This is a genomic window from Streptomyces sp. NPDC049541, from assembly GCF_044465725.1.
In the GTDB taxonomy this organism is placed as follows: Bacteria; Actinomycetota; Actinomycetes; order Streptomycetales; family Streptomycetaceae; genus Streptomyces.
The window spans coordinates 17,760-33,825 of record NZ_JBITLY010000007.1 but is presented as its reverse complement, the minus strand read 5'-3'; the positions used below and the strand labels follow the sequence as shown (position 1 = coordinate 33,825).

The window sequence follows — 16,066 nt, the reverse complement described above, 5'->3', positions numbered from 1 at the left end:
GTGTCGCCACCCGGTTTCGCCGTCCGCTTGTCACGCCCGGAGCAACACCCGCACCGCGGGACTCATCTCCCGCAAACAGAACAGTGATTCCCCCATTCCGGCCGTGCGTCGCTGCCATATTCGAAAGCCACTTCGGAGGTGGCTGTGACGCGAGAGGCGACAACATCCCGCGCCGGGGAGACGGCGACGCATGTTCCCGACCGTACCGCCGGGCGCATCGCCGAGCTGGTGGGCCGTCGGGTGCAGGCCGTGTCCTCGGGCGGGCCGAGGCGGCGTGGGGAGTTCGGTGCCCGGGAGCGGATCGAACGGCTGCTGGACGCGGGGTCCTTCACCGAGACCGGCCTGTTCGTACGGGCGCGGTCCGCAGGGGACGACGCCCGGCGTCCGTACGGCGACGGGGTGGTCACCGGGCACGGCACGGTCGACGGCCGTGCGGTGTGCGTGTTCGCGCAGGACTCCACGGTCTTCGGCGGCAGCATGGGCGAGGCCTTCGGTGAGAAGACCGTGGCGCTGATGGACCTCGCCCTGCGGATCGGCTGCCCGGTCGTCGGGCTCAACGACGGCGGCGGCGCCCGCATCCAGGAGGGTGTCGCCTCGCTCGCCCTCTACGCCGAGCTGGTGCGCCGCAATGTGCGGGCATCCGGGGTGATTCCGCAGATCTCGGTCGTCCTGGGGCCGTGCGCCGGCGGTGCCGCCTATTCCCCCGCCATCACCGACTTCACCGTGATGGTCGACGGCGCCTCGCACATGTTCGTGACCGGACCCGATGTCATCGAGGCGGTCACCGGCGAGCGCACCAGCGCCGAGGACCTGGGCGGCGCCCGCACGAGCAACGCGGTCAACGGCAACGCACACTTCCTCGCCGCCGACGAGCAGGACGCCTTCGACACCGTACGGGACCTGCTGTCGTATCTGCCCGCCAACAACCTCGAGCGGCCCCCGGAGTACGCACCGGGGCAGGAGCCCGGCGGGGCGTGGCTGGACGAGGTGGTGCCGGATCGGCTGGGGCAGGCCTACGACATGCGGGACATCCTGCGCGCGGTGGTCGACGACGGTGAACTCCTCGAAGTGCAGGAGCTGTTCGCGCCCAACATCATCTGTGCGCTGGCCCGGATCGAGGGCCGGTCCGTCGGAGTCGTGGCCAATCAGCCGCTGCATGCCGCCGGGGCCCTCGACATCGACGCCTCCGAGAAGGCGGCGCGTTTCGTACGGTTCTGCGACGCGTTCGGCGTGCCGCTGCTGACCTTCGCCGACGTGCCGGGCTATCTCTCCGGGGTCCGCCAGGAGCAGGCGGGGATCATCCGGCGCGGCGCGAAGCTGCTGTACGCGTACGCCGAGGCGACCGTCCCGAAGGTCACCGTGGTGGTGCGCAAGGCGTACGGCGGCGGGTATGCGGTCATGGGCTCCAAGCACCTGGGCGCCGACATCAACCTCGCCTGGCCCACCGCCCGCATCGCCGTGATGGGCGCCGAGGGCGCGGTGGGCGTGCTGCACCGACGGGAACTGGCTGCCGCCGCCGACCCCGAGGCGCTGCGGGCCCGTCTGGTCGCCGCCTACGAGAGCACCCACGGGACGCCCTATCTCGCCGCCGAGCGCGGATACGTCGACGACGTCATCGCCCCGCGCGACACCCGCGCCCATGTCTGCCGTGCCCTGCGTGCGCTGCGCGGCAAGCGGGCCCCGATGCCGGAGCGCCGGCACGGCAACATCCCGCTCTGACCCACGAGTTCACCTGCCCCCTGCGACCGCTGTGACCCGCAAGCCGTACCCCGCGACGTTTGGAGCCATGCCCCATGGACAGCCGCCGCCCCCCGCTCGCGCCCGCGTTCCGGAGTCTGCCGGAGTATGTGCGGCACTGGGCCGACACCACCCCCGATCGCCGGGCGTTCACCTTCGTCGACCATCCCGCCCCCGACTCGCGCGGCGTCCACCGCACGCTGACCTGGCGGCGCCTGGACCTGCGGGTGCGGGCGCTGGCCGCCCGGCTCGCCGAGGAGGCCGAGCCAGGGGCGCGGGTGGCGCTGCTGTGCCCGCAGGGAACGGAGTACGTCACCGCCTTCCTGGCGGCGCTCGCCGCCGGCCTGGTCGCCGTACCGCTGTATCCGCCCGGCCTGCCGGGGCACGCCGACCGGCTGGCGGCGGTGTTCGCCGACGCATGTCCGGCGGTCACCGTGACCACGAGCCGCGTCCTGGACGAGGTGCGGGACTTCTGCGAGGGCACGTCGGTGCGGATCGTCGTAGCCGATCAGGTGCCCGACGCCACCGCCGGTGACTGGCAGCCGGTCGTTCCGGACGCCGCGCAGATCGCCTATCTGCAGTACACCTCCGGCTCGACCCGCACCCCGGCGGGTGTGGAGATCACCCATGCCAACGTCGTCGCCAACGCCCGTCAGGCGCTGACCGCCTACGGCGCGGACGCCCACCCGGTGACCTGTGTGGGCTGGCTGCCGCTGTACCACGACATGGGGCTGGTCCTGAGTGTCGCCGCCCCGGCGGTGCGTGGTCTGCTGTCGGTGCTGATGGAGCCGGTCGCGTTCCTGCACGAGCCCGCGCGCTGGCTGCGGCTGCTCGCCGCGCATCCGCGTGCGCTGAGCGCCGCGCCCAACTTCGCCTACGACTACTGCGCCTCCGCCGTCACCGACGTACAGAAGGCGGATCTGCGGCTGGACGGGATCGCCGCGCTGATCAACGGGAGTGAGCCGGTCCGCCCGGGCACGGTCGACCGCTTCCAAGCCGCGTTCGCCGCGCAGGGGCTGTCGCCGGACGTCCACTGCCCGTCGTACGGGCTGGCCGAGGCGACGGTCTTCGTCAGCGCGGCGCGGCCCGGGGAGCCGCTCTGGCGGTTCTCCCTCGACCGTGACGCCCTCGCCTCCGGGAAGGCGCTGCTCGCGCGGCCCGAGGACCCGCGGGCGGTACTGCTGGCGGGCTGCGGCACCCCGGCGGGGCAGCAGGTCCGCATCGTCGATCCCGCGTCCGGGGCCGTCATGTGCGAGGGCGAGGTCGGGGAGATCTGGGTGCAGGGCCCGAACGTCGGCCACGGCTACTGGAACCAGGAGCGGCAGACCCGGCTCGTCTTCGGCGCCGAGTCGGACGCCGGGCCCGGCGGCTGGCTGCGCACCGGGGACCTGGGCACGGTGCTGGACGGGCAGTTGATCGTCACCGGCCGGCTCAGGGACCTCATCGTCGTCGACGGCCGCAACCACTATCCGCAGGACGTGGAGGCCACGGTCCAGGACGCGCATCCGGCCGTGCGGCGGGACCGGCTGGCCGCCTTCGGTGTGCCGGGCGGCGCGGGTGAGCGAGTGGTCGTGGTGGCCGAGCACGTGCGGGCCACCAGCCTCGCCGAGATCGACGTACCGGCCCTCACCCGCGCCGTGCGCGCCGCAGTCTCGGACCGACACGGACTGCGGCTGGCCGAGGTGCTCCTCGTCGCGCCGGGCGTGGTGCCCCGCACGTCCAGCGGCAAGGTGTCGCGGGCGCTGACCCGTCAGCGGTACCTGGAGGGCATGTACGCCACGGAGCGTGCCCGGTGAGAGCCGTCGACGAAGGCACGTTGCGCCGACTCATCGCCGAACGCGTGGCCGCCTGGACCGGCTCCGCCCCCGAGGCCGTCCCGATGGATCGGCCGCTGGCCGACCTGGGTATGGCCTCGCGGGACGCGGTGACCCTGGCCGGGGAGCTGTCCCGGCTCGTCGGGCGTGAGTTGCCGGCGACGCTGCTGTGGGAGGCGCCGACCGGCGACGCTCTGGTGGCCCGCCTGTGCGCCACAGAGGTGGAGGCCGTGGCCCAAACAGCCCCCCGTGTCGCCGGCGACTTCGGCGAGCCCGTCGCCGTCATCGGGGTCGGTTGCCGGTTGCCCGGTGGCGTGCACGGGCCGGGCGACTACTGGCGGCTGCTGAGCGAGGGCACCGACGCGATCCGCCGCGTACCCGAGGACCGGTGGCGGGACTTCACCCACTTCCCGCCCACCGACGCGCCCTCCTACGGCGGCTATCTCGATGACATCGCGGGCTTCGACGCCGACTTCTTCCGGATCACTCCGCGGGAGGCCGCCGTGATGGACCCGCAGCAGCGGATCCTCCTGGAGGTCGTCCACGAGACGCTCGACCATGCCGCCGTCCCGGCCGCCTCGCTCGCCGGCAGCGACACCGGGGTCTTCGTCGGTGTCTCCGCTCCCGAGTACGGCCGGCTCACCGGCGCCGACGCGGGCGCCGTCGACCCGTGGGCCCCGGCCGGTGCGGCGCTGAGCGTGACCGCGGGCCGGGTGGCGTATGTGCTGGACACCCGAGGGCCGAGCACGGCCGTCGACACCGCGTGTTCCTCCTCGCTGGTGGCCCTGCACCACGCATGCGTCAGCCTGCGCACGGGCGAGAGCGCAATGGCGATCGCCGCGGGGGTCAACGTGCTGCTCTCCCCCACCATCGGCGTCGCCTTCGAGCGGGCTGGAGCGCTGGCTCCGGACGGGCGGTGCAAGCCGTTTTCCGCGGCGGCCGACGGCATCGGACGCGGCGAGGGCTGCGCGGCCGTGCTGTTGAAGCGGCTGTCCGACGCCGAACGCGACGGCGACCGCGTGCTCGCCGTCATCCGCGCCACGGCCGTCAACTCCGACGGCCGCTCCAACGGCCTCCTGGCACCCAACCCGGCAAGCCAGCGGGCCCTGTTGGCGACCGCCTACGCACGGGCCGGACTCGACCCGGCCGGAGTCGACTACGTCGAGGCGCACGGCACCGGCACCCCGCTGGGCGATCCGATCGAGGCGGGCGCGCTCGGCGCCGTCCTGGGTGCGGGCCGTGACCCCGACCAGCCGTTGCTGCTGGGCTCGGTAAAGGGAAACCTCGCCCATCTGGAGTCGGCCGCGGGTATCGCCGGGCTGGTCAAGACGGTGCTCGCGCTGCACCACGACGTTCTTCCGCCGTCCCTGCACTGTGCGCAGGGCAGCTCGTTGGGCGACGCCCCGCTGCGGGTGGTGACCGAGCCGGAGCCGTGGCCGCGCTACGGCGGTACGGCCACCGCCGGGGTCTCCGGGTTCGGCTTCGGCGGCACCAACGCCCATGCGGTGCTGGAGGAATGGCGGCCCGCCGTCCTGTCATCGCCCCCCGACGAGGTACCGCCTGCCCGCCTTCATCTGCTCTCCGACGTCGACTCCGAGCGTCTGCGGGACACCGCCTCCCGGCTGGCGGACTGGCTCCACACGTCCGCGGCAGGTGCCTCACGACCGGCCGACATCGCCCGCACGCTCGCCGGGCGGGCCGGCCGCGGGCCGGTGCGGGCTGCCGTCGTCGCCGCTGATCGCGGTGAACTCGCCGAGGCGCTGGGCGCGTTGGCACAGGGGCGTCCTCACGGACGGGTCCTGACCGGCGAGGGTGATCTCATCGGGCGCGGACCGGTGTGGGTGTTCTCCGGGTACGGCAGCCAGTGGGCCGGCATGGGGCGCCGGCTGCTGGCCGAGGAGCCCGCCTTCGTCTCCGCCGTGGAGAAGATCGACTCGCAGCTCGCCCCGGAGTGCGGGTTGTCCTTGTACGACCACCTGGCCTCCGGCGAAGGCCTGGAACTGCTGGAGGTCGCCCAGCCGGTCCTCTTCGGCCTCCAGGTCGCGCTCGCCGAGCTGTGGCGCTCCTACGGTGTGGAACCCGCCGCCGTGATCGGTCATTCCATGGGCGAGGTCGCCGCCGCGGTGTGCGCGGGCGCCCTGGACGTGCCGGACGCGGCGCGGGTCGTCGCCGTACGGGCCCGGATGCTCGCTCGGCTACGGGGCGGCGCGATGGCGGTGGTCGACGTCGACGACGGTGAACTCGACGCCCTGCAAAGGGACTTCCCCGGTGTCCAGGTCGCCGTCCACTCCTCCCCGGGCCAGAAGGTGGTCACCGGCGAGGAGGTTGCGGTGGCGCGGCTCGTGCGACGGCTGGAGGAGGAAGGGCGGGCCGCGCGCGCCATGCGGGTGGTCGGCGCCGGGCACTCACCCCAAGTCGACGGCCTGTTGCCGGAATTGATCGACTCCCTGTCCGGCATCGAGAGCAGACGGCCGCGCATCCCCGTCTACTCCACCGTCCTCGACGATCCCCGCGGCGACTCGACCTTCGACGCCGGCCACTGGGCTGCGAACCTTCGGCGGCCGGTGCGTCTGGACCGGGCCGTCGCGGCTGCCGCGGCCGACGGTCACACCGCCTTCGTGGAGATCTCTCCGCACCCGGTGTTGACCCGGGCCGTCACCGACACGGCACCCGGCGCGCTCGCGCTCGGCACGTTGCGCCGCGAGGCCGACGACCGTGCCGCGTTCCTGGGCCGGTTGGGCGCTCTGTACGCGGCGGGGCTGCGCCTGCCGTTGCCGTCCGGCCGTGTCATCGATCTGCCCGCGCCGCGCTGGCGGCATGTGCGGCACTGGTGGACGGACGGACGGGCGGCAACGACCACCCCCGCCGCGGTGCCGGAGGAGCGGGCCGCCGCGCCGCGGGGCACCTCCGTCACCGCCCGTCTGTGCCATCACATCGCCGCCGTCACGGGGCACGCGCCGGGCCGCATCACCCCGGCCACCGCGCCGGCCGATCTCGGCCTGGACTCCCTGATGGCCGTCCGTATCCGCACCGTCCTGGAGCGCGAGTTCGGCATCGAACTGCAGCTGCGCGATCTGCTCGGCACCCCCACGGTCGAGCAACTCGCCGAGCGCATCCGGCAGGCGCTCCCGGCCGGGGGCGACTCGACGCTGCGCACGCTGCGCGCCGGCGGCTCCCGTCCGCCCCTGTTCCTCGTCCACGCCGCCGGCGGCACCACCGACGTCTACCGGGCACTCGCGGAGCGGCTCGGACACGACCGGCCGGTGCACGGGCTGGAGCGGATCGAAGAAGCCACTACCGTGAGCGACAAGGCGAGCCGCTACGCCGAGGCCATCACCTCCGCCCATCCCGACGGGCCCTGCCTGCTGGGTGGTTGGTCCTTCGGCGGCTTCGTCGCGCAGGAGACCGCGCGGCAGCTCACCGCCGCCGGGCGGGAGGTCGAGCTGGTCGTACTCATCGACTCCGTACGGCCCCTGCCACTCCCCGGGCAGACGCGGGACGACCGGATCCGCGCGCACTTCACCGGCTTCGCCCGGCACGTCGCCGACACCTACGGGGTCCGCCTTGAGCTGCCGTACGACGAACTGGTGGCGATGGACGACGACGGCTCACGCATCGACACCGTGCTGCGGGCCCTGCGCGAGGCCGCCGAAGTGCCCGCCGCCGCTCTGGAGCACCAGCGCTCGTCCTACCTGGACCTGAGGATCGGCGAGGCCCACCGGCCGGGCCGCTACGACGGTCGCGTCGTCCTGTACCGGGCCACCGAGCGCGCCCCGCACACCGTGCGCGATGCGGCCTATGAGCGGGACGACGAGGCGCTCGGCTGGGACGAGGTGTGCCCGCGCCTGACGGTCGTACGGGTCGGCGGCCACCATCTGTCCCTCCTCGACCCGCCGCATGTCGACGAGATCGCCGCCCAGCTGCGGCGGGAGCTCGCCGAGCAGACCCGTTGAACCCGGATCCCGAGGAGCCGCCATGCCCCTTCCCCACCGCGCCACCGGAGTGTCCCGGCGCACCGTCACCAAGGCCGCGGCGAGCGCCGGTCTGGCCGCCCTGTTCGGTGCCGCCGCCGGCACCGCGCGGGCCGCGACCCAGCTGGGGCCGCGCACCTTCGACGTGTCGGTAACCTCCGCCGCCCTGGGCCGCAGCGCCCCGGTGCGGCTGATCCTGCCGTCCGGCTTCGACACACAGCCCGGCCGCACCTACCCCGTGCTGTATCTGCTGCACGGCGCCCACGACGACTACACGTCCTGGACCCGGGAGACCGACATAGAGGCCTTCACCGAGGGCCGGGATCTGATCGTGGCGATGCCCGACGGCGGCCCCACCGGCATTCCCACCCACTGGCTCAGCGGCCCCGACTACGAGACCTTCCAGCTCACCGAGGTCCCGGCGATGCTGAGGCGCGACTACCGGGCCTCGGGGGTGCGGGCGGTCGCCGGGGTCTCCACCGGCGGCTACGGCGCCATGGCGCATGCGGCGCGCCATCCGGGCGCTTTCGCCGCCGCGGCCTCCTACAGCGGCATCCTCGACACCACCGCGCCCGGCGTACCCACCCTCGTGGACGCCATCGTGGCCCGCGAGAACCTGGCTCCCTCCTCCCTGTGGGGCAATCCGGTCCTGAACCTGCTGACCTGGCGCGACTTCAACCCGCGCGCCCGTGCCACGGGCTTGCGCGGCACACCCCTGTACGTGTCCAACGGCAGCGGCGTGGTCGGCGGGACCGGCGACTGGCTCCCCGAGGCTCTGGAGAGCGCCCTGTGGCCCTCCGCCCACAGCTTCACCGACACTCTCGCGCGGCTGGGCGTCGCGGTCACCACCCACTTCTACGCAGGAGGGGGACACAGCTGGGCGTACTGGAAACCGGAGTTCGCCGCGTCGTGGCCGATGCTCGCCGGTGCGCTCGGGCTGCCGGAGTGATGTCGGTGCCGTCGGGGCACGGAACGGAGCGCAGGGGACGCTCGTCCAACACAGGACTCGTCCCTCGCCCCACGGGAAACACCCCGCGGGTGAGCCGGTTCCGGTGGAAAGGAGTGTCCGCGATGGCCGTCCCCACCCCGCGCGGCGAACTGGCCGGTCCGGCGTCCCCCTCGGTACCGGCCGACCTCGCCGACCTGCTGCGAGCCCAGCTGGAGGCGGTCGCCGACCAGGTCGAGGACGAGGTGCGCAGACAGGTTCCCGAATACGCGGGCCCCCCGGACGGCATGTACGCCAGGAACCTGCGGGCCGGGGTGGTGCAGGCGCTGACCCTGTTCGTCGACCACATCGCCGACCCGCGCGGCCGCAGCGACGCGATCGCCTCGACGTACTACGAACTCGGGCGCGGGGTGGCCCTGGAGGACCGCAGCCTGGATGCCTTGCAGTCCGCGTTGCGGATCGGAGGGATGCATGCCTGGCGGCTGATGGGCCGTACCGCGGAGGAGCTGGGGCTGGACTCGGCCGTGGTGGCGGCGCTGGGCGAGCTCGCGTTCCGGACCGTGCACGAGGTGGCCGAGGCGGCCGCCGCCGGTTACGCGGAGGGCCGGCTGCGCAGCACGGACGAGCTGGAGCGGCGGCGCAGGCGCCTGCTCGAACTGCTGCTGGGCGAGGGGCCGGTGTCGTTGGAGGCCGTGCAGGATCTCGCGCACGGCGCCCGCTGGTCGGTGCCCCGGCAGGTCGCGGTCGTCGCGCTCGCGGCCCCGGCGGACCAGCGCGAGGAGGAGTGGCCGCTCGCGGGCGTGGGGGCGCTGGTGGACATCAGGTCCCGGCCGCCGCGGATGCTGCTGCCCGATCCGGACGGTTCGGGCCGCTTCGGCGGCCGTGCGTTCACTCTCGCGCTGCGCGGCCGCCCGGCGGCGATCGGCCCGACGGTGCCGCTCACCGAGGCCGCGCAGTCGCTGCGCTGGGCCGCCCGTGCGCTGCGGCTGATGGGGCGCGGGATCCTGCCCCGGCAGGGCGTGGTGCGGTGCGCCGACCATCTCTCGACGCTGCTGCTGCACGGGGACGAGCCGCTGCTGGCCCAGTTGGGGACACGGGTGCTCGCCCCGCTGGACACAGCCACCGAGGGGCAGCGGCCCCGGCTGGCGGAGACGCTGCTGGCCTGGCTGCTCAGCGGCAGCAATGTGCCCGACGTCGCCGCCCGCCTGCACATCCACCCGCAGACGGTCCGCTACCGCCTGCGTCAGCTGGAGAAGCTCTTCGGGGAGGCCCTGCACGACCCCGGCACCCGTCTGGACCTCATCCTGGCGCTGCGTGCCGAGGAACTGCGGGAGCAGGAAACGCCCTCCGCGTAGAAAGTTCAGGCAATGCCCGCCGACTCACCTCAGCTCAAGAAACCGCAGAACTTCTGAATTCCCATACATAACACGTCGTCAGAAACAGCGAATACCTTCGGGGTGTCCTTTTCCACAGGCGCGCGACGCGCCCGACCCTCAAAGGATCCCCATGCGTATTCGCTTGTGTCTCGCCGCGCTCTCGCTGATCGGCGGGGCAGCCGGAGTGGCCACCGTCTCGGCACCCGCGGCATCGGCCGCCACCTGCTCGGACATTGACGTCGTCGCGGCTCGCGGCACCTTCGAGCCGGGCACGCTGGGCGCGATAGTCGGCGACCCCGTGTATTCCGCCCTGCAGCAGAAACTGACGGGCAAGAACCTCTCCAGCTACAAGGTGAATTACCCCGCGGACCTTTCCCTCACCTCCGCCGCTCAGGGCAATGCCGACCTGGTGAAACACGTCTACAGCCAGGCAGCGGCCTGCCCGAATCAGCGTTTCGTTCTCGTCGGCTATTCGCAGGGCGCGAACGTGGTCGACAACTCCATCGGGATCAGCAGCGACGGCGCGGTGGTCGGCAGCCCCATCGTCGCCACCATCCCGGCCGCGCTCGAACCGAAGATCGCCGCGGTGCTTCTGTTCGGCAATCCGATCCGGGCACTCGGCAAGAGCGTCACCGGCACCTACCAGAGCCGCACCATCGACTTCTGCGCCAAGGGCGATCCCATCTGCGAGAGCGGCGGCACCGACGTCCTCGCGCACCTCGGCTACACCTCGGACGCCGACGCGGCGGCCGCCTTCGCCGCGACCAGGATCTGAGTGAACGGCCACGCAGAAAGGGCCCTCCTCCCGGGCCCTTCTCCCGTCCGGCAGGGCTACTTGGGCTCCCCCGCGAACTGCGCGAGGTTGCTGGAGACGATCTCGGGCCGCCCGTTGTTCTGCACAGGCGCCGCGGTGAGCACATCGAGGTGCTGGTAGCCGTCGGCGACCACCGGGTGCAGGCCGGCCGGGATGCGGCCCGCCAGCAGCCCGTCGCCCGCGAGCACGGTGAGCGTCGGGTTGGCGGTGAGCCCTTCGGGATGCGCGACCAGCTGCTTCACCTGCGGGGAGGTGGCCAGTTCGAGGTCGGTGACCAGTTTGGTGGGGAAGTACTGCTCGGTGAAGTCGAGGGGCTGCTGGGCCAGGCTGCGGGCCAGCTCCCCTAGGTCGGTGACCTCCTTGCCCGCGTTGGTGAACGGCGTGCCGTCGGCGGACCGGTAGCCGGGGTCGTCGGCGGCGCCGACACGGTCGTAATTGCGCCATGTGTAGAGCGGGCCGTGCGGCTTCTCGGGGATGGCCTTGTACTCGACGCCGAACAGCCCCGGCTGCTGCGAACTGCCGTTGGCGGCGGGGAAGTTCTTGTCGGTGATCGGCCCGCCGTCGAAGAAGCCCACGCTGCTCTGCAGGAACGCCAGCGGTACGGAGTTGTCGTCCAGGAGGGCTCCGAGCACCGCCGCGTTGGTGAGCCGGAAGTCCTTCACCGCGGGAGAGCCGGTGAGGAAGGTGGCGGTGTCCTTGGAGAAGAGGAAGCGGTTGGTGGCCTCGATGTTGGTGTCGGCGGGCAGATAGCCGGGCAGGTCGGCCTCGCCGCCCGGATCCTGTACGGCACCCACGCCGGCGATGGCCAGCAGTGTCATCGTCTCGGGGTTGAGCAGGACCGGCGCGGACAGCGAGCGGGGCAGCACCCCGCTGTCGAGACCGGCCTGCACGGCGCCGTAACCGAGGCCGACGTCAGGCAGGTTGGTGTCGTGCGGCATGCTGCCGCTCAGGTCGCCGAGGGTGGTGGAGACGGTGGTGTCAAGGGCGAAGTAGCCGGCGCACTGGTTGTATCCGGCGTCGCTCGTGGTGGTGGGGTCGCCGTCGAAGTCGGCTGCCGCGAAATAGCCGGTGATCACGCCGCCGAGCGAGTGCCCCCCGCACAGCACCTTCCGCTTGCGCAGCCCCTGATCCGGCAACTCGGCGGCGAGCAGGTCGTATTGGTCCCGAACGCTCTGCGCGATGCCGAGCTTGGCCATCCAGCCCAGCCGGTCGTTGCCGATGAATCCGGCGAAGGTGCGGCCGTCGACCTGTTTGCCGCGGTAGTAGTAGTCGACGGCCGTGTGCTGGTCGCCAAAGGCGATGCCGGTGCGGTCCTCCAGGCAGTTGGAGCGCCGGTCCAGGGCCCAGAACTCGATGTGCCGCCCCTGTTCGGCGGCGCGCGCCACGGTGTTGCGGGCGACGCTGTCGAAGGCTCCCGCTCCCTCCAGGATGCCCGGCTGGGCGACGAGGATCCGGTCGGCGTCGGCCGACGCCCGCGGCCCGTCGGAGGAGCGGTAACGCAGATACGACAGCCAGTCGCAGGCCGCGGGACGGGCACCGAAGGACGCCGGCAGCGGTAGCTTCACCCGCACCACCGACTCACTCACTCCGGCGACCTCACTCGTCGACGCCACGGGCGTCTCGGTCCGCGCGCTGTCCCCCCTGGCGTCCGGGGCGGTCACGGTGATCGCCCCACTGGTCAGCAGCACCGCCATTACGGTGCTGCGCAGGGCCTTCGCGGTTCTTCTCCTGCTGCGGCTCGTGTCCATGGCCGGACCGTAGGACGGCGCCGGCCACGGGCTCGGGCAGTGCTCACAAAGACGCAGCTCCTGGAGGCGGCTTTGTCACTGGGGGCTGAGCCTTCTCGGTGACCGGGCTTCAGCTGGTCGTGTCCGGTTTCGACGTGGTGACCCCGGCCGGCCTGGCTCGGAGCATGGCCTGGTGGAGGGCCTCATGGTCGGGCGCAGGGGGCTGCGGGCCGGTGCCCCGCGACGGGCCGCCGCTGCTGCGCCTGCCGGCACCCGCTGGGCCACGCACAACGTGCGCCACCACACACGCGGACGCAAGGTCGTCAACCACCCGATCGCCGGCACCATGGAGCTCACGTACGACGATTTCGCACTGCCCGGCGACCCGCACGTCTCCACCACCCACATCGCAGAACCGGGTACGCCCAGCGCGGACGGCCTCACCTTCCGGGCGACTGGGCCGCTGCACAGAAGCAGCCGCAGCCGACCAATGACGAAGTGCACCGGTCCTCGACCGCGAGCACGACCGGCACGTCCAAGCGCCGTGACGGCGGAGACCAATGAAGCATGCTTGGCCGTGACCGCGTCGGAGTTTCAGACGAGACCCTCCAGCAAGCCCGAGAGCACGGTGTGGAGGATCCCAGGCTGTTCAAGGTGCAGCTCGTGGCCGGTGCCGGGGATGCCCATGGCCGTGGTGGCGGGTCGCTGCCGGAGCATTTCGTCGACTTCCGCTGCGGGGATGAAGCTGGATTGGGCCAGGACGAGCAGGGTGGGACATGCGAGCTGCCTCCACTCGTGCCAGAAGGAACGCTGGGCGTTCTCCACCAGCGAGCGGACCATCACTCCCGGTCGAAGCGAGGCCACCATCCGCCGTCGCGTTCTTCCAGTCCGCCCGCCCACACGCTGCCGACCCGCTCCCCGCAGCAGGCCTGTCGGCCTCGGAAAGGCCCCACCACCGCAGCCGTGCGGTGATCCGCCTCCACGCCGACGAGGTGTTGGAAAATATGGAATGAAGTTTGTTTCCGTTCGAGCACGGGAGAGGTCGCCGGGACCCTGGTCAACGGTTCGGACGCGATCGCCCCTCAGCACGGCGCCCGACGTCGCGCCACTAGTCATCCAATGACTGACTCCACACTTTCCGGTTTACCTTCCGCAACTCCTTGAGTTTTATGGAAAGTTCTGCCCACCTCTGGACAACGACCTCGCCGTTCATCCTTAATGCATCCGATGTCTTCCAGAGGCACCGTTGGCCGCCCAGATCCCCGACACTGAAGCGATCCGAACACCAACGAGCAGGAGGAAACAACTGTGCCCAGAGCTCTCTCACGTCGTTCGGTACTCGCCGGAATGGCGGCGGCGACCGTGGCCGCCGCCGTGGGTCCGACCGCGCCCCCCGCGTATGCCGCGACCGCCACCCCGCTGCCACTGCCTCCCCTGCGGATCCCGAAGACCGACATGGGCCTCGAGCAGCAACCGGACTCCAAGGTCCAGTGGCTGCAGGACGCCAAGCTGGGGATGTTCATCCACTGGGGTGTCTACTCGGGCCCTGCCAAGGGCGAGTGGTGGATGCACAACGCCCCGATCACACCGGCGAACTACCAGAAGTACGTCACCGACGCGACGAGTGAGCAGTTCACTGCGGACGCCTACGACCCCACGGCGTGGGCGCAGTTGGCCAAGGACTTCGGGGCGAAGTACGTGACCCTGACGACCCGCCACCACGACGGGTTCGCGCTGTGGCCGCTGAACCACCCCAACGCCTGGAGCTCCGGCCAGGCGCCGCTGAGCCGTGACTTCGTCAAGGACTATGTGGCGGCGGTACGGGCAGCGGGGCTGAAGGTGGGCCTGTACTACTCCCCCATCGACTGGCGCTATCCGGGCTACTACGACGTCACGGGCACCAACTGCGCCACCAACCCGTGGGGTTACACCACCGATCCCGCGCACAAGGAGAACGCGCGGATCATGAAGACCGAGGTGTACGAGTCGGTCAAGGAACTGGTCACCCGGTACGGCGTGATCGACGACCTCTGGTGGGACGGCGGCTGGATCGCGGAGCAGGGGACCGACGCGGACGGCGCGTTCTTCTGGGAGCCCGGCCAGTTCCGCGACCCGGCCAACCAGTGGCCGGTGGACTCCGCCTACGGCGAGACCGACTCGGCCGGCAACCCGCTGGGCCTGATGGGCATGGTCCGCAAGCACCAGCCGAACATCGTCGCCACCTCACGCTCCGGCTGGCTGGGCGACTACGCCAGCGAGGAGGGCTCCTCCGTGCCGTCCGGGGCGATCCGCACCGGCAAGGTCAGCGAGAAGGTCTTCTCCGTCGGCAGCAGCTGGGGCTACAACTCCGACGGCAAGGTGATGAGTTACGCCACGGCCATGAACCTTCTGGTCAACGCCTGGGTTCGCAACATGACGGTCATGGTCAACGTGGGCCCGGACCGGCACGGCACCGTCCCCTCCGGCCAGGCGAGCCTGCTGCGCCAGATCGGCACCTTCATGACCGCCTGCGGCCAGTCCGTCTACTCCACCCGCGGCGGCCCGTGGGACCCCGTGGACGGCCAGTACGGCTACACGTACAAGGACAACACCTTCTACGTGCACCTGCTGCCCGGCTACGGCGGCACCTCGTTCACCACCCCCTCGATCGGGGACGCCCAGGTCACCCGCGTGTTCGACGTACGCTCCGGCAGCAACGTGTCCTTCACCGCCGGCAGTGACGGCCGGGTCGCCATCACCGGCATCGACCGCACCACCCACCCCGAGGACAGCGTCGTCGGCGTCACTCTGGACCGCTCCGTGCAGCCGGGTGACATCGCCGTCGGCAGGACCGCCACGGCCGACAGCGAGGAGACGTCCAAGGGCAACACCGCATCGAACGCCGTCGACGGGTCCACCTCCACCCGCTGGTGCGCCCACGACGGCAACACCGGCCACTGGCTCAAGGTCGACCTCGGCTCCATCCGCTCCCTGACCGGAACCCGCATCGCCTGGGAGAAGGACGGCACCAACTACCGCTACCGCATCGAGGGTTCCACCGACAACGCCACCTGGGTCACGCTGGCCGACCTGACCGCCACCGCCAGTACCAGCCAGGTCCAGGTCGCCCTCTTTCGTGCCCAGGCGCGCTATGTCCGGGTCACGGTCACCGGCCTGCCCTCCGCCGTGTGGGCGTCCATCCGCAGCCTGGAGGTCTACGACCGGCCGTTCACCGCGGACCTGGGCACCTTCAAGCTGGTCAACCGCAACAGCGGCAAGGTGATGGACGTCAAGGACGCCTCGACCATCGACGGCGCCCTGGTCATCCAGTGGCCCTGGACCGGCGGCACCAACCAGCAGTGGAGACTGCTGCCCGGCACCGACGGCTCCTACCGCCTGTCCAACGTCAAGAGCGGCAAGGTCCTCGACAGCACCGGCGGCTCGGCCCAGGGCGCGAACCTCGACCAGGGGACCGACTCCGGCAGCGACAACCAGTGGTGGAAGCTGGTCCCCGCCACCACCAGCGGCTACCACCGGCTCGTGAACGTCCGCACCGGCTGGTGCGCCGACGTCGCCAACGCGTCCACGTCGGACGGTGCCAACGTCATCCAGTGGCAGACCACCGGCGGCGCCAACCAGGACTGGCAGATCGTCGCGCTCTGACGGCCCCGTCAAGGGTTCGACTGCCCCGTACGGGTCGTA

The 16,066-nt window shown here is 71.7% G+C and carries 9 protein-coding genes and 1 pseudogene; 8 read left to right on the top strand and 2 right to left on the bottom strand.

The window, feature by feature from the left end; all coding sequences use genetic code 11:
• The first annotated feature begins 144 nt into the window (after window positions 1-144).
• The 6 genes from ACIBW9_RS25660 (at window position 145) to ACIBW9_RS25635 (ending at window position 10,619) form a co-directional block, all read left to right on the top strand.
• A complete protein-coding gene (locus ACIBW9_RS25660) occupies window positions 145-1,719 on the top strand; it encodes an acyl-CoA carboxylase subunit beta (protein WP_398959663.1) in 1,575 nt (524 codons plus the stop codon).
• 74 nt (window positions 1,720-1,793) lie between these two features.
• The gene (locus ACIBW9_RS25655) at window positions 1,794-3,533 is read left to right on the top strand and encodes a fatty acyl-AMP ligase (protein ID WP_398958778.1); all 1,740 of its coding nucleotides are present in this window, start codon (window positions 1,794-1,796) and stop codon (window positions 3,531-3,533) included.
• Window positions 3,530-7,504 (top strand): beta-ketoacyl synthase N-terminal-like domain-containing protein, encoded by a 3,975-nt coding sequence (locus tag ACIBW9_RS25650; protein WP_398958776.1) that lies wholly within the window; start codon window positions 3,530-3,532, stop codon window positions 7,502-7,504. The genes ACIBW9_RS25655 and ACIBW9_RS25650 overlap by 4 nt, the downstream gene beginning before the upstream one ends.
• A gap of 22 nt (window positions 7,505-7,526) precedes the next feature.
• The gene (locus ACIBW9_RS25645; protein ID WP_398958774.1) at window positions 7,527-8,471 is read left to right on the top strand and encodes an alpha/beta hydrolase; all 945 of its coding nucleotides are present in this window, start codon (window positions 7,527-7,529) and stop codon (window positions 8,469-8,471) included.
• Window positions 8,472-8,593: 122 nt separating this feature from the next.
• Window positions 8,594-9,823: a PucR family transcriptional regulator gene (locus tag ACIBW9_RS25640; RefSeq protein WP_398958772.1), complete on the top strand. Its 1,230-nt coding sequence runs from the start codon at window positions 8,594-8,596 to the stop codon at window positions 9,821-9,823.
• Between the two features lie 151 nt (window positions 9,824-9,974).
• Window positions 9,975-10,619 carry a cutinase family protein gene (locus tag ACIBW9_RS25635; protein WP_398958770.1) on the top strand — a complete coding sequence of 215 codons (645 nt, stop codon included), beginning with the start codon at window positions 9,975-9,977 and terminating at the stop codon, window positions 10,617-10,619.
• A 56-nt stretch (window positions 10,620-10,675) separates the two neighbouring features.
• Here the strand turns inward: ACIBW9_RS25635 and ACIBW9_RS25630 are convergent, their stop codons facing one another.
• Window positions 10,676-12,406, bottom strand: coding sequence for a hypothetical protein (locus tag ACIBW9_RS25630; protein WP_398958768.1), 1,731 nt, complete (start codon window positions 12,404-12,406; stop codon window positions 10,676-10,678).
• Window positions 12,407-12,590: 184 nt separating this feature from the next.
• Between ACIBW9_RS25630 and ACIBW9_RS25625 the strand changes: the two are divergent.
• Window positions 12,591-12,764: pseudogene (locus ACIBW9_RS25625) on the top strand (transcriptional regulator); the annotation flags it as partial.
• 215 nt (window positions 12,765-12,979) lie between these two features.
• Here the strand turns inward: ACIBW9_RS25625 and ACIBW9_RS25620 are convergent.
• Entirely contained in the window at window positions 12,980-13,252 is a 273-nt protein-coding gene (locus ACIBW9_RS25620) for an alpha/beta fold hydrolase (protein WP_398959713.1), read from the bottom strand.
• A gap of 441 nt (window positions 13,253-13,693) precedes the next feature.
• On the opposite strand from ACIBW9_RS25620, the gene ACIBW9_RS25615 reads away from it, so the two are divergent.
• A complete protein-coding gene (locus ACIBW9_RS25615) occupies window positions 13,694-16,027 on the top strand; it encodes an alpha-L-fucosidase (RefSeq protein ID WP_398958766.1) in 2,334 nt (777 codons plus the stop codon).
• Window positions 16,028-16,066 lie beyond the last annotated feature (39 nt).